This is a genomic window from Arthrobacter russicus (assembly GCF_031454135.1).
GTDB classification, from domain to species: domain Bacteria; phylum Actinomycetota; class Actinomycetes; order Actinomycetales; family Micrococcaceae; genus Renibacterium; species Renibacterium russicum.
The window spans coordinates 1,583,289-1,600,310 of record NZ_JAVDQF010000001.1 but is presented as its reverse complement, the minus strand read 5'-3'; the positions used below and the strand labels follow the sequence as shown (position 1 = coordinate 1,600,310).

Genomic DNA, 17,022 nt, shown 5'->3' with positions numbered 1-17,022 from the left:
GTTTGTCTGATTTACTTCGGCAAGTCTTTGACGTCCATGATCCGATAGGCGTAACCCTGCTCGGCCAGGAACCGTTGCCGTTTCGCAGCGAAGTCCTGGTCGATGGTGTCCCTGGCCACCAGGGTGTAGAAGCGCGCGGACCGGCCATCGGCTTTCGGGCGGAGCAACCGGCCCAGGCGTTGCGCTTCTTCCTGCCGCGAGCCGAAGGATCCCGAGACCTGGATCGCCACTGACGCTTCCGGCAGATCGATCGAGAAATTGGCGACTTTCGAAACCACCAGGGTGTGCACTTCTCCGGCCCGGAAGGCGTCGAACAGACGCTGCCGCTCTTTCACCGGGGTCTCGCCTTTGATCACCGGGGCGCCGATCCGTTCCCCGATTTCATCGAGCTGGTCGATGTACTGGCCGATCACCAGCAGCTGCTCATCCCGGTGCGCTGCGACGAGTTCCTCGACCACATCGGTTTTGGTCAGCGAGGTGGCGCAGAGCCGGTACTTGTCGGCGTCTTCGGCCATCGCATAGGCCATTCGTTCGTCTTTGGGCAGATCCACCCGGACTTCCACACAATCTGCCGGGGCGATGTAGCCTTGCGCTTCGATGTCCTTCCAGGGCGCGTCGTAACGCTTCGGTCCGATCAGCGAAAAGACCTCGCCTTCCCGGCCGTCCTCGCGGACCAGCGTCGCGGTCAAGCCCAGCCGGCGTCGGGCCTGCAGATCGGCAGTCATCCGGAATACCGGGGCCGGCAGCAGATGCACCTCGTCGTAGACGATCAAACCCCAGTCGTTGGCGTCCAGAAGCTCCAGATGCGGATGCAGTCCGCCGCGTTTCATGGTGAGCACTTGGTACGTCGCGATGGTCACCGGACGCACCTCCTTGACCGCCCCGGAATACTCGCCGATCTCGGCTTCGGTGAGCGAGGTGCGCTTGAGCAATTCCTGCTTCCACTGCCGTGCGGAGACGGTATTGGTGACCAGGATCAGGGTAGTGGTGTTGCTGACCGCCATCGCGGCGGCACCGACCAAAGTCTTCCCGGCTCCGCAGGGAAGCACCACGACGCCGGAGCCGCCGGCCCAGAAATTCTCCACCGCGAGCTTCTGGTAGGGCCGCAGCGACCAGCCGGCTTCATCGAGTGCGATCGGATGCGGGGTACCGTCCACGTATCCGGCCAGGTCCTCGGCCGGCCAGCCGATCTTGAGCAGCAGCTGCTTCAAGGCTCCGCGCTGCGAAGCATGCACGACCATGGTCATCGGATCGATCCGCGGGCCGAGCAGCTCGCCGATCTTTTTGGCCCGGATGACTTCTTCGAGCACCGGGAAATCATCGGTGCGCATCACCAGACCGTGGATTTCGTCTTTTTCCAAGCGCAGCCTGCCGTAGCGGCTCATGGTTTCCTCGATGTCGATCAACAGCGAATGCGGCACCGGGAAGCGGGAGTACTTCAGCAAGGTGTCCAAGACCTGCTCCGCATCCAAACCCGCAGCACGCGCGTTCCACAGGCCCAACGGGGTCAGCCGGTAGGTGTGCATGTGCTCGGGGGCGCGTTCCAGTTCGGCGAATGCGGCAATCGCGTGCCGGGCATCGGTCGCGTCCGGATGGTCGACTTCGAGGAGTACCGTTTTGTCGCTCTGCACGATCAGCGGGCCGCCGGCGGAGGGGTCAGTCATGGGTTTCCAGTCTGTGGCGTTCGGCCACATAGATTCGGTCGTTGGCGGCTGCAGCAGGCGCGGAGTCGGTTTCCGCGACGATGTCGACATCCACGATCCGGTGGATCGACATGATCCGCTCGGTGTCCCGGGCCGGGTCGAAAACCCGTAACCGGCCATTCGCCACAGAAAGTGGAACAAGCAACAAGCGCTCCGGATTCCCTGCGGCATCGACCATGGTCAGGCGCACCGCCCGGCGCACCCGAATCGCTTCGCGCAGCGTTTCGATGCTCAATTGCGGCACCACGGCCGAATTCACCGGGATGCCGATGGGCCGGCTGCGCAGCAGGGACAACTGCGCCGTGGTCTCAGCCTCGGTTGTCGCGGCCGGCTCCGGTTCGACGTCGGGGTTGCCGGCCCGGGCGGATCGGTACGGCGGCTCGGACCGTTCGACCGCCGGGGCATGCCCGGCGGCCCGCAGGGCTTGGGCCAGTTCGCTGGGACTGGCTTGGCTGGCCAGCACGCCGGGGGCCAGCAGCCGCAATCCCAGACGGCTCAATGCCGGATCATGCAACAGCGAGGCGAGCAGCACCTCGTCGGCGCCGGTGATCACGCTTGAGGCGGATCCGACCTGCAACCGGCCGTGCCGGGCGGCGGTGTCCCGGATGAGGTACTCGAGGGGCTGCGGAATGCTGGTGCTGCTGTGTTCGCGGAGGAAATCCACGATCTGTTCCGGCCCTTGGCCGGCGTCGAGGGCGCGGCGCAGGCTCGGCGCGGAAAACCGGTACGTGGCGGCGGGCCCTTGGCCCTCCCGGTCAGCAAGCAGGGCCAGCTCCAGAGCCAGCCCGGGCTCGAGGAAACCCGGTGCCACCGCGGTCAGGTCAGCCTGCAGGAACACTTTGGAAACCGGAGCCGGCAAGGCTTCGGCCAATCGGGCGGCCGCCGCTGGACCGTCGAGGATGAGCAGGTTGCCGAATTCGGTCAGCGCGCCGGAGCCGGTCAGGCCCAGGATTTCCAGTTCTTGGATGATGCCGGGGGCCAGCCGGCCCAGCCGCCGCCACAGGCGGGGACGTTGCCAGCGGGCCAGTGCAAAGAGCCGGTCCTGCTCCGGTGCCGCACCGGGGTACCGGCCGAGCAGCTCGAGCAGCAACCGCCGCAGCACCGGGGCGTCGGCCCGCCGCGCCTCGGCGGCGAGCGGATTGATCTTACCGCCGGCTGGAGCGGACTGCCCGATCAAGCCGGGAACCCGGTCCGAACCGAGCCAGGCGGCGCCGAGCAACTGCCACTGCTCTGCCCGCGGCAGCCGGTCCCAGTCAGTCAACCCGGGGAGCCCGGTCAACCCGGTAGGCCCGCCTGAGCCGACGGCGCCGGTCCGCGGCATCGGCGCGCTCCAAGCCGCCGGCACGGTCCAGGCCGAAGTGTCCACGTCCAGCTGGATCAAGCCGGCTGCGGCGGCCAGCTCGAGCAGGAAAGCCAGCCGCGCCGGTTCGATCTGCAGGCCGGCGGCCAGCGGACGCAGCGCGCGGACGCCGATGCCGCCGGTCCGCAGGGTGGGCAGCGGTTCGGTTCCGAGGTGTTCCAGCAGCAGCCCGGTCTGGCGCAGCAATTCGGCCACGGCGCCCAAAGCAGCGTTGTCCCGCCGGGCCGGATCCACCGGGGCCGCTTCGGAAACCGGGGGTTCCGGGCTGTCCGGGAAGATCCGGCCACCGCGCAATGCCAGCCCGGCTTCCCGGGGCAGCTCGACGTGTTCGTTGTCCAGCGGGACCAGGATTGCCTGCTCGAGCAGGAAGTCGACCGGTCCGGGTGGCCCCTCCGGGTCTCTGGACCGGCGGGTTTTCGGCAGCGCGCCCACTGGACCGTCATCGAACTTGGCCAAAAGCGCGGCAGTGTGTTCCGGGGCGCTGGCGAGCGTCTGCTCCCACCATCCGGTCCGCTGGAACCGCTCGGCGAGGGCTTGGCCGGGATTTCGGCCGCCCAGTCCCAAGCGGTCGGCCGCGGATTGCAGCCTTTCGCCGACGGCGTCAGCCAAATCCAAGTAACTCCGGCCCAGGCCAGCCGGGTGCGCTCCGATGACTTCGTGCAGACTGCTCACCGGCAGGAACCCGCCCGGGGATTTGTAGCACAACGCCAAAGTGTTCAGCCGGCGGAGAATGCGTTCGGCGGCGGCTTTGCTGCCGCCGGTGGCTTGTTGCAGACCTTTGGCATCCAGCGGGCCGGTGCCGAGCAAGGCCACCTCGACGGCGTGCAGGTGCGCGGTGTCCAAGGAGTCCAGTGCCCGGTGCACGCTGATTCGGGCGCAGGCCCGGGCGGCCAAGGCGGCGAAGTCCGGAACCGGAGGCGAGATCAGGTCCGGCCGGGCCGCAAACAGTTCGCGCAACGAGGCATCGCTGCGCTGCGGCAGCTCCAGGCTCAGGGCGCGAATCGAGGACATCCTGCTAACGCTACCGGGAAGTCTTGCCGGCTCACAGCTTGCGGCGTCGCCAGATCGCGCGGAGCATCAGAACGATCAGCAATACGAAGGCCAGCGGCAGAGCGCTGAAGGAGATCCAGTTCAGACCATTCCAGGTTTGCCCGCCGGCCAAACGGACGATCACCAGGTAAGCCAGCGAGGCCACGCCGACGATGGCCAGCAACAGCGCCAGCACGGTGAGCGCCTGCCACCAACGGGACGGAGCTTCGGTCTCGGGCGCAGTCATGCCTTTAAGGTTATAACGCTCACAGCGGACATCCGGCCCGGGTAGCGGCATTGGCGGTGGCTGCGGGTAATCTATAAGGAAGCAGACCACCGTGCCCGTGAGTCGTCGCGCCCCGTGGGGGCACGGCTCGCGGGCATTCGACCAACTGAGTAATTCGACCAACTGAGTAATTCGACCAACTGAGTAATTCGACCAACTGAGTAAGAGGTAGCGACGTGCCCACCGGCAAGGTGAAATGGTTCGACAATGAGAAGGGCTTCGGCTTTTTGACGTCCGACGACGGCCAGGAGGTGTTCCTGCACGCCAACGCGTTGCCCGCCGGGGTCAAAGAGGTCAAGGTCGGGACCCGGATGGAGTTCGGCGTGGCCGACGGGAAGAAGGGCGCCCAGGCACTCAGCGTGCGGATCCTGGACAGTCCGCCGTCGGTGGTCAAAGCCACCCGGAAGCCGGCCGCGGACATGGCCGTCATCGTCGAGGATTTGATCAAGCTGCTCGAAAGCACCGCGAACGGACTGCAGAAGGGCAAGTACCCGGACAAGGCCAGCGGCAACAAGGTGGCGGCGGTCCTGCGAGTTGTGGCCAGCGAGCTGGACGGGCAATGAGCCCGGTGACGGCCCGGTCCGGGAAAACCGCGAAAGCCGGGAAGTACGGCGTTCCGGTGTGGCGGGTCGGCAAACCCGATGCGGTGCTGGCCGCCGAAATCGAACCGGCCCGGGCGGCGCTGTTGTCGATCGCCAAGGCGGAACACATCGGCACTCATATCGCGGCGCGCAGTGAAGGCGAACGCGTCGTCACGCAGCTCTTCGAATGCACCATGCCCGGTTATACCGGCTGGCAGTGGTTCACGGTTCTGGCCAGGGCGCCGCGGTCCAAGCAGGCCACGGTCTCCGAGGTCGGCTTGGTCCCGTCCGAGGCTTCTGTGCTGGCACCGGAATGGCTTCCCTGGTCGGAGCGGGTTCGCCCCGAAGACGAACCGGAGGCGGAAGCCGTCGTTGCGCCGGAGCCCGAGGCGGAGCCGGACGCTTAGCCGTTGCCCCGCCGGATTCCGGCGGGGCGGTAGTTTTTTGCGGTCAGCCGTGTTCGATCACGTAATCGATGCAGCGAGTCAGCGCGCTGACGTCTTCCGGCTCGATCGAGACGAAGGTGGCGATCCGGAGTTGGTTCCGGCCCAGTTTGCGGTACGGTTCGACATCGACCACGCCGTTCGCCCGCAATGTCTTCGCGACTGCGGCAGCATCGACCGAATCATCGAAGTCGATGGTCGCGATCACGTTGGAGCGTGCTGCCGGATCGGCGACGAACGGGGAGGCGTAGCCGGAGGCCTCCGCCCAGTTGTAGACCCGGGCCGCGGAGTCCGCCGTCCGGCCGGTGGCGAAGTCCAGGCCTCCGTTGCCGTTCAACCAGCGGACTTGCTCGGCCAAAGTCACCAGGGTGCTCAACGAGGGCGTGTTGTACGTCTGATTGAGCCGGGAATTGTCGACCGCGGTCTTCAGATTCAAGAAATCCGGCACCCAGCGGCCACTGGCCGCGATCCGCTCGACCCGGGCCAGGGCAGCGGGCGAAAACAGCCCGAGCCACAGACCGCCGTCGGAGGCGAAGTTCTTCTGCGGCGCGAAATAGTAGACATCGCTCTGCGAAACATCGACGGCCAAGCCACCGGCCGCGGAGGTGGCATCCACGACGACCAGGGCGCCGTCCTCCGCGCCCTGGACCCGTTGCACCGGGGCGAACACGCCGGTCGACGTTTCATTGTGCGGCCAGGCGTACACGTCCACACCGGATTCCGGTGCCGGGTCGGGCCGGGTGCCAGGGGCGGAACTGATGACCGAGGAGGCCTCCAGGAACGGCGCCTTGTCGGTTGCCGAGGCGAATTTGGCACCGAACTCGCCGAAACTCAGATGTTGGGCTTTGCGTTCCACCAATCCGAAAGCCGCAATGTCCCAGAACGCGGTTGAGCCGCCCACGCCCAAAACCACTTCGTAGCCTTCAGGGGCCGCGAAAAGGGCACTCAGGCCTTCCCGAATTTCGCCGACCAGGTTCTTCACCGGGGCCTGCCGGTGCGAGGTGCCCAACAGCCGATGCGCGGCGCTGAGCGCAGCGAGCTGTTCCGGCCGTACCTTCGAGGGCCCGGCACCGAACCGTCCGTCGGCGGGCAGCAATTCCTCCGGAATGGTCGGAACGGCTTGGGCGGTAGCGTTTTCAGTCACGGGAGCTCCAGAAATAGACGCGGCGAGTTCGACGTTGAACCGGTGGTTGGGTACATTCTGCCGCAGCAGCCAAGTCGGGCCTAAACCGGAGAGGTAATACTCCGGCGGGCAGGGCAGCCGTGGTGACGGCTCTGATTTCCGGCCGGTACTCCGGCAGGCTAAGTTAGAGTCAGGTTTCCGCGTGGAGCTTCCGATGGCGTTTGCCGCTGCGAGGTGACCCGCTGCCCCAGTTTGTCCGCCGTTGTGAGGAGTGTTATTCACGTGACCGACTTGATTGACACTACAGAAATGTATTTGAAGGCGATCTTGGAACTCGAAGAAGAGCACATCGTGCCGCTCCGGGCCCGGATCGCAGAGCGCCTGCACCACTCCGGTCCCACGGTGTCGCAGACGATTGCGCGGATGGAGCGGGACGGTCTGGTCAAAGTTTCCGGAGACCGGCACTTGGAGTTCACCGATTTGGGTCGTGACCGGGCGACCTCGGTGATGCGCAAACACCGGTTGGCCGAGCGCTTGCTGTCCGATGTGATCAAGCTCGATTGGCCGTACGTGCACGAAGAGGCTTGCCGCTGGGAGCATGTGATGAGCGAGCGGGTCGAGGAGCGGCTGTACGAGTTGCTGGGCCGGCCGGTCGATTCGCCCTACGGGAACCCGATCCCCGGATTGGAATCGTTCGGCGGGCACAAGGCCCGGGAATTCACTGAAGGCGTGATCAACATGGTCGACGCGATGGCGAAATACACGCCGGAGTCGAAAGTCGTCATCGGACGGCTCTCGGAACGGATCCAAATCGATCCGGAATTGCTCGGACAGCTTGAAGAGGCCGGCCTGCTGCCCGGCGTCGCGGTGTCCCTGGAACAAGTGGGCGACTACATCTCGGTCCGGGTCCCGGACATCGACGGCGCACTGGAGCTGCCTGCTGAAGTAGCGGTGCACATCTTCGTCTCGATGGCCTGAGTTAGATAACGGAACTGTTACAAAACGGTTCAATGCCGTATAGTAAAAACCTGACGCCGAAATCAAAGCGTTACCCGCGCCAGCACTGAGCCTTGCCTCTGCGCGACGGGCTTCTAGTTCTTTAGGCAAGGACGGGGGAACCATTTTTGGCCGGTCGACGACCGGCCTTGGGGTGAAGCTCTCAACTGTTTGGCCGGGCATTCCATTGCCGCAGACGGTTGCGAGCCGGGTCGCTCTCCGATCCGAATCCGACAGCTAACCTCGCAAGTGCCTGAGAGAGGATTCCATGTCAGTGAGCAGTCAGGAGCTCCGCCCGCGAGGGCGGCGCAGCGCGGCGCAGCCACTTTCCGAAACGGCACCCTTCGCCGCGGCCGAGGCGGTGACCGCACCCGTCGCGCAGGTTCCGAAGACTCCGTTCCAGGCGACGGCAAGCGCTTCCGGGCTCCGCCCCCGGGACGCTGCCCGGCGGGCCCGCTTGGGCGCAATCGCGCCGGAAGCCGGCAGCCGTCCGGCGCCGGTGATCCCGCCTGCGCCGGCCACCGCACCGGCGTCGAACTCCAACCGCTCTCTTGCCACGCCCAGCGTGGCCGCCCAGGAGTTGAATCGGGCAGCAGCGCGCCGGGTCCGACGCCGGGCGGCCGTCCCGGCGTCCCGGCCCGGTCTGCGTTCGGCCAAAACCGCGCAACGCGGCGGCATCGCCCTGGCCGCAGCCGGTTTGGCGCTGGCGTTCGTGGCGCCGAGCACGGTGGGAACCGCGCCGGCCACGGTGCCGGTGGCCGACGGCGTTCCGCTGAGTTCCGCGCCGATCAGCGCCGCGGCGGATGCGGTCCTGGACTTCAGCGAAACCAAAACCACGAGCAAGGCGGATCCGGACGGCAAACTGCGTCAGCTGCTTTCCGCCTCGGCCAGCAAGGTGGCGCCGGCTGCCGCCAAGGGAACGCTGTCCGCGCCTCTCGCGTCGATGACCGTCGTCTCGCCGTTCGGGTACCGGGTCAGTCCGCTGACCGGAGCCAGCGGGGAATTGCACACCGGCCAGGATCTGGTCGCCGCATGCAGCACCCAGGCTTACGCCGCTGCCGGCGGCACCGTGACTTTCGCCAGCTGGGATCCCTTCGGCGGTGGCAACCGGGTGGTGATCGACCATGGGAACGGGCTGTCCACGACGTACAACCACAATTCGTCCTTGCAGGTGAAGGTGGGCCAGAAAGTCAGTCGCGGCGATGTGGTCTCGCTGACCGGAACCACGGGCAACTCGACCGGCTGCCACCTGCACTTCGAGGTCATGGTCAATGACAAGACCGTAGACCCGCAAGGCTGGCTCTGAGCAGCTGCTCCCTTGGCCGGCCGCATGCCGGGCGGATTTGCGCTGCCCACTGTACTAAATAACGATAGGTCACGAAATCATCCCTTGGAATGAAATTTCCGTAACCGGAATGTGACATTCGATGGAAACTGCTGTAGCGTCTTATCTGCACCGGCGTTTCCAGAAGCTGGTGTCCTCGAGCAGATTGCCTAGCTCTGCCACCGCTCGAGGTCCGTTCGCAACATTCGTCTGGCAGAGGCGGGGGAACCACATGCGGGCTTCTTAGGAAGTCCTTGGGGTGAAGTCGCAGATGCTCCGGAAGGAGCTGATGCGGCCGGGTGACTCCCATCCGAATCCGACAGCTTACCTCGCAGGCTTTGGGAGAGGCTAAACGTGTCGTCTAAGACGTCTATCGGTCGCCATCGCGCGGCCAACGTCAGCACTAATCCGCTGACTGCAGTTTCAAAAGCAGTAGCGTCCAATGCGGGCAGCTTCGGCCGTCAGGCCGCAGTAGTAGTGGTTGCCACCGGGCTCGTGACCAGCCTGGGTCTGCCGGCTGAAGCCGCAGACACCGGTCGGGCCTCTGCGGAGAACGCCAGTAGCAGCCTCAAGATCGCCGCGCAGACGGTCACCGCAGCAGCAGACGCCACGGTAGTCTTCGACCGTCCGGCCACGAGCTCTACGCCGAAGCCGGCGATCAGCACGCGGACCGCAGTGCAGTCGGACCGGGTTGCCACCACCACGGCCACGGCGGAGAAGCCCGTTGCCACGGAAGCCGCTGATGTCCAGGCAGGTGCCGGCCTTGCTGCCGTCGTCGCTTATGCACTGAGCGGAAAAGGCAAGCCCTACGTCTGGGGCGGCACCACACCCAACGGCTGGGACTGCTCGGGCTTCACCGGTTGGGCCTATGCCCAGGCCGGGATCTCGTTGCCGCGGACCAACCAGTGGAACGTGATGAAGCAGACTTCCACCCCGCAGCCGGGCGACTTGGTGGTGCAGAACGGCGGGAGCCATGTTGCCATTTACCTGGGCAACGGCATGGAGATCGGCGCACTCAACCCCTCGCAGGGCACCTTGATCACCTCGGTCGCCGAAGTCGGATCTTCGGTTTTCTACACGCTGCGCTAACCGCAAAGCTTCAGCACGGGGCCGGCGACCCGCTACGACAACCGCCGGGAAGTACCAAAACTGAGTAAATTGAAAGAGGAAACTCAATGGGCAGTCGAGTAGGAATTGCGCGGCACCGCGCGGACACCAAAACCAACTCCATCGCAGTGATCGCGAAAGCGGTCAGCGAAAACGCAGGTGGAGTGGGTCGCCAGGCCGCTGTCATCGCCGCCGCTTCCGGCTTGGTCCTGACCACCGGTATCGCCGCGAACGCGGCAGAGCCGACCGTCGGCCAGCGCGAGTCGGCTCCGACCACGCTCAACATCGCGACGGCTCCGGCGGTCACCGCCTCGGCTGCGGTCCAGATCGCGTTCGAAAGCCCCACGGTTTCTTCGGCGCCCGCTCCGGTGAAGGTCAAGCAGACCGTGGCGCCGCAGAGCAACACCGCGAGCAAGGCTCCGGCCGCCGCCAGCCAGGCTGCACCGGCAGCCCCGGCGCCCAGCCAAGCTGCCCCGGCTAACGTCGCGGCGAGCGGTGCCGGCGCTGTGGTGGTTGCTTCGGCGCTCGCCCAGCTCGGCGTCACCCAGGACTGCACCGCGTTGGTGCGGACCGCCCTGCGGTCTGCCGGATTGCCGACCACCCCGATGGGCCCCTCGGCCTTCGCGTCTTTGGGCCGGGTCATCAGCGCCGCCGAAGCGCAGCCGGGCGACGTCGCCTACTACTCGAACAACGGCTACGGCGGACAGCACGTGGCCATCTACATCGGCAACGGCCAGGCCGTGCACGGTGGCTGGCTCGGCAACCAGACGGTTGTCGCCTCGGTCAACATCCCGACCGGCCCGCCGGACTACTACATCGCCATCGGACGCTAGTCCGCTTATTCCATCAGCAGGCCCGCACCGGCAACGGTGCGGGCCTGCTGGCGTATTGGCTAGTTTTTCGGTTGGGTATGTCCCACCGAGCTGGCGAACTCAGTGGGACAAAGCGGGTATGTCCCACCGAGCTGGCGAACTCAGTGGGACAGAACGTTCCGGTTCCACTGCCCGGCAGCAAAGCCGGTGAAGGTTGCCGCGGGGTGAATTCTTCCCGACACGTGGACCGTTCCGGACTGGGGATTCGCTCAAATGCGCGGGTTCGGCCTAGGCTTGGATTGAGTTCACGACCCGGGGCTGCGGCAGGGCAGCCGGCTCCGCCGAGAAGACTCCGGGTCAGCCTGAATGAGGAACGCATATGCGAACCCTTGTGCTGAATGCTGGATACGAACCGCTGGCGGTAGTCACCTTCCGCCGGGCGCTGATCCTTGTGCTGGCCGGGAAGGCCTCGATCCTCGCGGAAGGCGATGACCCGGTGATCGGACCGCAGGAAATCCTCAGCCGTCCTTCGGTGATTTTGCTCAATCGATACATCCGCCTGCCGTACGACCGGGAGTCACCGGTGAGCCGGCGCGGGGTGTTGCGTCGGGATGAACACCGATGCGCGTACTGCGGAAAGTCCGCCAGCACCATCGACCATGTACAGCCCAAGTCGCGCGGCGGTGTGGACAGCTGGGAGAACTTGGTGGCCTGCTGCCTGCGCTGCAACAACCTCAAGGGCGACCATACTCCGGGCGAAATGGGCTGGCGGCTGCGCATTGTGCCGAAGCCGCCGCGCGGCGGGCATTGGCAGATCCGCGAGTTGGAGCGCCCGACGCCGGACTGGGACCCGTTCCTGAGTGAATCCGCTGCCTGAACGAACAGCCGTTGCAGAAGCGACCGCTCTGGTAGTGCTCGCCGGGGGCCGGGGCAGCAGGCTCGACGGCGAACTCAAACCGGCGCTGGAATACCGAGGGATGCCGCTGCTGACTTCGGTGATCGCTGCCGTCTGGCGGATCGCCGACCGGCGACTGCCGACCGTCGTGGTCGGTGATCCCGGGCGATTGCAGCCATTGACCGGAAAGCTGCCGGGGGCGGCCGAAATCCGCTGGACCCGCGAAGAACCGGCGTTCGGTGGACCGGTGGCCGGCCTGCAGGCCGCACTGGAGCTGATCCAAGAGCCCTGGCTGCTCTTGCTGGCTGCCGACCTCCCGGAGCCTGCGGCGGGGCTGCAGGCGCTGTTCCAGGCCGTTCCCGGGCCGGACGGCGGATTGCTGGTGGACGTGGCCGGACGGGAGCAACAGCTGTTCGGCCGCTATCGGGTCGCGCCATTGCGCGACGCAGTGCAACGCGCGGGGTCCGGTACCGGTGCGCACCCGGGCAAGGGGCCGAGCCTGCGCAGCGTCATTGCTAGTCTGGAACTGGCCCGGATTCCTGCCCCGGAGCAGGCCACCGCGGACATCGACGACTGGGCTGACGCGGCCCGGTGGGGAATTGCGAAAGGAACACCATGAACCAAGCCGAGGTATTGGAAGCGTGGTGTGCCGAATTGCTGGCGCAGCTGGAGATCGCGGACACACCCGTCGACATCGATGCGGTCTTGGCCTTGGCCGGCAAAGCCGCCCACACCGTGGTCCGGCCGGCGGCGCCGCTGACCACTTTCATCGCCGGTTACGCCGCGGGTCTGGCTGCCGGCAGCGGCCAGGCCACCGATGCGGTGTCCCTGAGCTCCGCGATCGCCGCCGCGAATCGGATCGTCGCGTGGAAGGCCGCTGCGGCACCTGATGCGTGAGCACCGGATCCGGCACAGCTGGGCGGAAGCCCGGCAAACAGCCTTCGACGCCGCCGAACCGGTGCCTGAAACGGCATTGCCGCTCGGTCCGGATCTGTGCGGGCGGAGGCTCGCCGAACCGGTAGTCGCTTTGCAGGACATTCCGCATTTCGACTCCGCGGCGATGGACGGTTGGGCGGTCAACGGCTCGGCGCCCTGGATTTTCGTTTCCCCGGGTGAACGGCTGTACCCCGGGCAGGCCAGCGACATCCTCACCGGGGGCTTGGTCCCGCCCGGCGCGAAGGCGGTATTGCGCAGCGAGAGCGGGCGGGTGTCCGCGGATGCCGAAGGGCTGCCGGTGCTGCAGCTCAGTTCCGAGGCCAAGCCGGGCGAACCCAGGGCCGGGCAGCACATCCGGCCGAGCGGCAAAGAGGCCGTCGCCGGGGAGCAGCTGCTGGCCGCCGGAACTATCCTGAACCCGGTCCGGCTCGCCCTCGCGGCGCTGTCCGGTGCCGACTCGCTCAGCGTCGCCGGACGGGCCCGGGTCCGGCTGCTGTTCACCGGCGACGAAGTGGTCGATTCGGGTATCCCGGGTCCGGGTCGGGTCCGGGACGTGTTCGCTCCCCAGCTTTCCGCAGCGGTGCTGGCGCTGGGCGCGGAGGTCGTCGGCGAGGCGAGGCTGCCGGATCGGCTGCCGGAAACCGTCGCCGCGCTTTCCGCGACGGACGCCGAAGTCTTCATCAGCACCGGCGGTACCGGGCGTTCCGCGGCCGACCAAGTCCGCCGGGCGATCGACGAACTCGGCGCGGACTTGATGATCGACGGCGTCGCAATGCGACCGGGCGGGCCGGTGTTCTTGGCCAGATTGCCCGGCGGCAGGTTCCTGGTCGGCTTGCCGGGAAATCCTTTGGCCGCATTCATGGCTCTGGCCACGGTAGCGCAGCCGTTGCTCGCCGGGTTGGCCGGGTTGCCCCGCCCGGCCGCGATCGAGGTGCTTTCCGGGGCAGCCCACGAACCGGACCCCGGCCGGAGCCGATTGCTGCCGTACCGGGATTTCTATGGTTTGGCCTCACCGGTGGCGAAGACCGAATCCGCCATGCTGCACGGTTTGGCGCAGGCCGAAGGCGTCCTGGTGGTTCCGCCGCACGGGGTCAAACTGGGCGAAGCGGTTCCTGCGTTCAGCTTTCCCTGGAACTAGCCGACAGCGACCGGAGTCCTGGCTGCCAACCGGATGATCACTGATTTCGAGGTCGGCGTGCCGCTCACGTCCGCGGTGGATTCCAGCGGCACCAGGACGTTGGTTTCCGGATAGTAGGCTGCCGCGCAGCCCACCGGCGTCGGGTAGGCGACCAGGCGGAATTCCTCGGCACGGCGCTCCGTGCAGACTCTGGTCTTCGGATCAGTCCATTCGGAGACCAGGTCTACCGCATCGCCCTCGGCGAAGCCCAGGGTGTCCAGGTCGACCTCGTTGATGAAGAGCACCCGACGGCCGCCGTAGATGCCGCGGTAGCGATCGTCCTTGCCGTAGATCGTGGTGTTGTACTGGTCGTGCGAACGCAGGGTCTGCAACAACAGGCGCCCGGCCGGGATCTCCGGGAATTCCAGCTCATTCCCGGTGAACACGGCCTTCCCACTGGGCGTTGCGAACCGCCGCCCGTCGCGCGGGCCGTGCGGGAGCACGAAGCCGCCCGGCCGCTCGATCTTCGCCTCGTAGTCCGAAAATCCGGGTACCACGGCGGCGATGTGTTTCCGGATCCGGGTGTAGTCCCCGCTCAAAGCCGCCCAGTCCGCCACCGGGGTGTTCGGCAACCGGGCGCCGTCGTCGTCCTGGAACATGGTTTGCGCGAGCCGGGCGATGATCGCCACTTCGGAAAGCAATTGCTCCGAGGCCGGGGCGAGCCGTCCGTGCGAGGCGTGCACCGCACTCATCGAATCCTCCACGGTGACCTTCTGGTCTCCGCCGGATTGCCGGTCCCGCTCGGTCCGGCCCAGGGTGGGCAGAATCAGTGCCCGGCTTCCGGTGACCAGATGGGAGCGGTTGAGCTTGGTGGACACCTGCACGGTCAGCGCGGTCCTGCGCAGTGCCGCTTCGGTGCGGTCGGTATCCGGGGCGGCCCGGACGAAATTGCCGCCCATGCCCATGAAAACCCGGGCTTTCCCTTGTTCCATGGCGTGGATTGCCGCGACGGTGTCGAAGCCGTGTTTCCGCGGCGAGGCGAAATCGAACTCCGCGTCGAGCGCGTCGTGGAACGATTCCGGCATCTTCTCGAAGATTCCCATGGTGCGGTCGCCTTGCACATTGGAGTGTCCGCGCACCGGGCAGACGCCGGCGCCGGTCTTGCCGATATTGCCTTGCAAAAGCAACAGATTGACCACATCGCGCAGGGTGGCGACCGAGTGTTTGTGCTGGGTCAGGCCCATCGCCCAACAGACGATCGTCCGGTCGGAGGCGATCAGATCGGCGGCAAGCGAGCGAATTTGCTCTTCGGTCAGGCCGGTGGCTGCCAAAACGGTGGCCAAGTCCAGATCCGCTACCGCCGCCGAATAGTCCGCAAAACCGGTGGTGTGCTGTTTGATGAACCCGTGGTCCAGGACCTCGCGGCCGGCCGCCTCGGCTTCCAGTAGCAGCTTGCCCAAGAACTGGAACAGCGCTTGGTCGCCGCCGATCCGGATTTGCAGGAACTCGTCCGCGATTTCGGTCCCGTCGCCCAGTACGCCGCTGATGTTCTGCGGGTTTTTGAACCGCAGCAGACCGGCCTCGGGCAGCGGATTGATCGCGATGATCCGGGCGCCGTTGCGCTTCGCCTTCTCCAGGGCGGAGAGCATCCGCGGATGGTTGGTGCCTGGATTCTGGCCGGCGATCAAAAGCAATTTCGCCTCGTGGATGTCCTCCAGCGACACCGATCCTTTGCCGATGCCGATGGTCTGCCCGAGCGCCGAGCCGGAGGACTCGTGGCACATGTTCGAGCAATCCGGAAGATTGTTGCTGCCCAGTCCGCGGACCAGCAATTGGTAGAGGAAAGCGGCTTCGTTGCTGGTCCGGCCGGAGGTGTAGAAAATCGCCTGTTCCGGCGAGTCCATGGCCTGCAGCTCGGACTTGATCAGGGCGAAGGCCTCAGCCCATTCGATCGGCCGGTAATGCCGTTCCGGGTCCGCTGCGCCGACGTCGTCGAGCAGCATCGGGTGGGTCAGCCGGCCTTGCTGGCCGAGCCAGTAATCATCGCGCTCGAGCAGATCGGCAATCGAATGCTCGGCGAAGAACTCCGGCGAAACCCGCCGCCTGGTGGCTTCTTCGGCTACTGCTTTGGCCCCGTTTTCGCAGAATTCGGCGAGGTGCCGCTTGTCTGCTTCCGGCCAAGCGCAACCGGGGCAGTCGAAGCCGTCTTTCTGGTTCAACCGCAACAGCGTCTCAGCGGTGCGGATCGGCCCCATTTGCTTCAGCGCGATCTCCATCGCGTGCAGCACCCCCGGAACGCCGGCGGCCTTGGTTTTGGGTTCGCCGACCTTCAGGTCAGCTTCGTTGATGCCTTCATCGGGAGCGTTGCTCATACCCCATAGTAAGCGTGGGCCTAGGCTTGAGGCATGAGCAGGCTCACTTCGCTAAGCAAAGTCACCAGAATGAACGCCGACGGCGGATCGCGACGGCGTGAAGACGTGCTGGCCGCCGAGGAGCCGTTGGAGATCCGGATCGGCGACGAGCCGTTCAGCGTCACGATGCGCACCCCGGGTGCGGATTTCGACCTGGTGGCCGGGTTCCTGGTCTCCGAGGGGGTGATCGCGGCCACCAACGAGTTGATTTCGCTCCGGTTCTGCGCCGGGGAAGATGAAAACGGCAGACAGACCTTCAACGTGGTGCAGGCGCAGTTGCGCCCGGACGTGGTGTTGCCGGATCTGCACCGGCACGTTTACACGACCAGTTCTTGCGGAATCTGCGGTACCGCATCGATCGATGCGGTACGCAAATCGTCCCGGTTCGCTCCGGCCGAAGCGGCGCCCGGGTTCGCGCTGGAAATGCTGCTGGCTCTGCCGGACCAATTGCGTACCGGGCAACGGATCTTCGACAAGACCGGCGGCGTGCACGCGGCGGGGCTGTACCGCAGCAATGGGGAGCTGCTCTGCCTGCGGGAGGACGTGGGCCGGCACAATGCGGTGGACAAAGTCATCGGCTGGGCGTTGCGGGAAGGGCGGCTGCCGTTGCGGGATACGGTATTGCAGGTCTCCGGCCGGGCATCCTTCGAACTCGTGCAGAAAGCCGCGATGGCGGGCATCCCGCTGCTCTCCGCGGTCAGCGCGCCGTCGTCGTTGGCCGTCCAGCTGGCCCAGGAGAGCGGCGTCGGCCTGATCGGATTCAACCGGGGCAGCTCGCTGAACGTGTACGCGGGGGCTCTGCCGCAGCAGTCTGAAGCCAGCGTCGGGTCCCTCGAGCGCTAGCAAGAAGACTGGTCTTCTTGCTAGCGCAGGGCTGGGTTGCTCTCTGAAGCGCAGGT

Annotated in this window: 16 protein-coding genes and 2 riboswitches; of the genes, 11 read left to right on the top strand and 5 right to left on the bottom strand. The window is 66.2% G+C overall.

Features of this window, described 5'->3' with window-relative positions; all coding sequences use genetic code 11:
• Positions 1–11: 11 nt before the first annotated feature.
• The 3 genes from JOE69_RS07485 to JOE69_RS07475 are packed head-to-tail and all read right to left on the bottom strand — an operon-like array spanning position 12 to position 4,339.
• On the bottom strand, positions 12–1,664 hold the full coding sequence (locus JOE69_RS07485; protein ID WP_309797437.1) for a DNA repair helicase XPB: 1,653 nt from the start codon (positions 1,662–1,664) through the stop codon (positions 12–14).
• On the bottom strand, positions 1,657–4,074 hold the full coding sequence (locus tag JOE69_RS07480) for a helicase-associated domain-containing protein (RefSeq protein ID WP_309797434.1): 2,418 nt from the start codon (positions 4,072–4,074) through the stop codon (positions 1,657–1,659). Before JOE69_RS07480 ends, JOE69_RS07485 begins: the two co-directional genes overlap by 8 nt.
• 31 nt (positions 4,075–4,105) lie before the next feature.
• Positions 4,106–4,339: a hypothetical protein gene (locus JOE69_RS07475; RefSeq protein WP_309797432.1), complete on the bottom strand. Its 234-nt coding sequence runs from the start codon at positions 4,337–4,339 to the stop codon at positions 4,106–4,108.
• Positions 4,340–4,554: 215 nt separating this feature from the next.
• Here JOE69_RS07475 and JOE69_RS07470 point away from each other — a divergent pair, with 215 nt between their 5' ends.
• Both JOE69_RS07470 and JOE69_RS07465 read left to right on the top strand, forming a co-directional pair.
• Positions 4,555–4,941, top strand: coding sequence for a cold-shock protein (locus tag JOE69_RS07470; RefSeq protein ID WP_309797429.1), 387 nt, complete (start codon positions 4,555–4,557; stop codon positions 4,939–4,941).
• Positions 4,938–5,366, top strand: coding sequence for a DUF3027 domain-containing protein (locus JOE69_RS07465; protein ID WP_309797427.1), 429 nt, complete (start codon positions 4,938–4,940; stop codon positions 5,364–5,366). Before JOE69_RS07470 ends, JOE69_RS07465 begins: the two co-directional genes overlap by 4 nt.
• 43 nt (positions 5,367–5,409) lie before the next feature.
• On the opposite strand, the gene serC is transcribed toward JOE69_RS07465, so the two are convergent.
• On the bottom strand, positions 5,410–6,546 hold the full coding sequence (gene serC, locus JOE69_RS07460) for a phosphoserine transaminase (protein WP_309797425.1): 1,137 nt from the start codon (positions 6,544–6,546) through the stop codon (positions 5,410–5,412).
• A 261-nt stretch (positions 6,547–6,807) separates the two neighbouring features.
• Here serC and JOE69_RS07455 point away from each other — a divergent pair, with 261 nt between their 5' ends.
• The 8 genes from JOE69_RS07455 (at position 6,808) to JOE69_RS07420 (ending at position 13,733) form a co-directional block, all read left to right on the top strand.
• Positions 6,808–7,503 carry an iron-dependent transcriptional repressor DtxR gene (locus JOE69_RS07455; protein ID WP_309797424.1) on the top strand — a complete coding sequence of 232 codons (696 nt, stop codon included), beginning with the start codon at positions 6,808–6,810 and terminating at the stop codon, positions 7,501–7,503.
• 101 nt (positions 7,504–7,604) lie between these two features.
• A riboswitch (cyclic di-AMP (ydaO/yuaA leader) is annotated at positions 7,605–7,788 on the top strand.
• Between the two features lie 7 nt (positions 7,789–7,795).
• Positions 7,796–8,827, top strand: coding sequence for a M23 family metallopeptidase (locus JOE69_RS17850; RefSeq protein WP_374709685.1), 1,032 nt, complete (start codon positions 7,796–7,798; stop codon positions 8,825–8,827).
• A gap of 206 nt (positions 8,828–9,033) precedes the next feature.
• Positions 9,034–9,197: riboswitch (cyclic di-AMP (ydaO/yuaA leader) on the top strand.
• Positions 9,198–9,199: 2 nt separating this feature from the next.
• Positions 9,200–9,934: a C40 family peptidase gene (locus JOE69_RS07445; RefSeq protein ID WP_309797422.1), complete on the top strand. Its 735-nt coding sequence runs from the start codon at positions 9,200–9,202 to the stop codon at positions 9,932–9,934.
• 86 nt (positions 9,935–10,020) lie between these two features.
• The gene (locus tag JOE69_RS07440; protein ID WP_309797420.1) at positions 10,021–10,785 is read left to right on the top strand and encodes a C40 family peptidase; all 765 of its coding nucleotides are present in this window, start codon (positions 10,021–10,023) and stop codon (positions 10,783–10,785) included.
• A 358-nt stretch (positions 10,786–11,143) separates the two neighbouring features.
• Complete coding sequence (locus JOE69_RS07435; protein WP_309797418.1) at positions 11,144–11,641, top strand: HNH endonuclease; 498 nt, start codon at positions 11,144–11,146, stop codon at positions 11,639–11,641.
• Positions 11,625–12,278 (top strand): molybdenum cofactor guanylyltransferase, encoded by a 654-nt coding sequence (gene mobA, locus JOE69_RS07430; protein ID WP_309797416.1) that lies wholly within the window; start codon positions 11,625–11,627, stop codon positions 12,276–12,278. The genes JOE69_RS07435 and mobA overlap by 17 nt, the downstream gene beginning before the upstream one ends.
• Positions 12,275–12,556 carry a DUF6457 domain-containing protein gene (locus tag JOE69_RS07425; RefSeq protein WP_309797414.1) on the top strand — a complete coding sequence of 94 codons (282 nt, stop codon included), beginning with the start codon at positions 12,275–12,277 and terminating at the stop codon, positions 12,554–12,556. Before mobA ends, JOE69_RS07425 begins: the two co-directional genes overlap by 4 nt.
• Entirely contained in the window at positions 12,549–13,733 is a 1,185-nt protein-coding gene (locus tag JOE69_RS07420) for a molybdopterin molybdotransferase MoeA (protein ID WP_309797412.1), read from the top strand. The genes JOE69_RS07425 and JOE69_RS07420 overlap by 8 nt, the downstream gene beginning before the upstream one ends.
• Here JOE69_RS07420 and JOE69_RS07415 read toward each other — a convergent pair.
• A complete protein-coding gene (locus JOE69_RS07415; RefSeq protein ID WP_309797410.1) occupies positions 13,730–16,084 on the bottom strand; it encodes an FdhF/YdeP family oxidoreductase in 2,355 nt (784 codons plus the stop codon). The genes JOE69_RS07420 and JOE69_RS07415 overlap by 4 nt on opposite strands.
• A gap of 33 nt (positions 16,085–16,117) precedes the next feature.
• Here JOE69_RS07415 and fdhD point away from each other — a divergent pair, with 33 nt between their 5' ends.
• Positions 16,118–16,966 (top strand): formate dehydrogenase accessory sulfurtransferase FdhD, encoded by an 849-nt coding sequence (gene fdhD, locus JOE69_RS07410; protein ID WP_309797408.1) that lies wholly within the window; start codon positions 16,118–16,120, stop codon positions 16,964–16,966.
• The last annotated feature ends 56 nt before the right edge of the window (positions 16,967–17,022 follow it).

Coding starts and splice junctions, on each gene's coding strand:
- JOE69_RS07435 (WP_309797418.1), top strand. CDS start 11,144: ATGCGAACCCTTGTGCTGAATGCTGGATACGAACCGCTGGCGGTAGTC.
- JOE69_RS07440 (WP_309797420.1), top strand. CDS start 10,021: ATGGGCAGTCGAGTAGGAATTGCGCGGCACCGCGCGGACACCAAAACC.
- JOE69_RS07415 (WP_309797410.1), bottom strand. CDS start 16,084: ATGAGCAACGCTCCCGATGAAGGCATCAACGAAGCTGACCTGAAGGTC.
- JOE69_RS07420 (WP_309797412.1), top strand. CDS start 12,549: ATGCGTGAGCACCGGATCCGGCACAGCTGGGCGGAAGCCCGGCAAACA.
- JOE69_RS07425 (WP_309797414.1), top strand. CDS start 12,275: ATGAACCAAGCCGAGGTATTGGAAGCGTGGTGTGCCGAATTGCTGGCG.
- JOE69_RS07465 (WP_309797427.1), top strand. CDS start 4,938: ATGAGCCCGGTGACGGCCCGGTCCGGGAAAACCGCGAAAGCCGGGAAG.
- JOE69_RS07485 (WP_309797437.1), bottom strand. CDS start 1,664: ATGACTGACCCCTCCGCCGGCGGCCCGCTGATCGTGCAGAGCGACAAA.
- JOE69_RS07480 (WP_309797434.1), bottom strand. CDS start 4,074: ATGTCCTCGATTCGCGCCCTGAGCCTGGAGCTGCCGCAGCGCAGCGAT.
- JOE69_RS07475 (WP_309797432.1), bottom strand. CDS start 4,339: ATGACTGCGCCCGAGACCGAAGCTCCGTCCCGTTGGTGGCAGGCGCTC.
- fdhD (WP_309797408.1), top strand. CDS start 16,118: ATGAGCAGGCTCACTTCGCTAAGCAAAGTCACCAGAATGAACGCCGAC.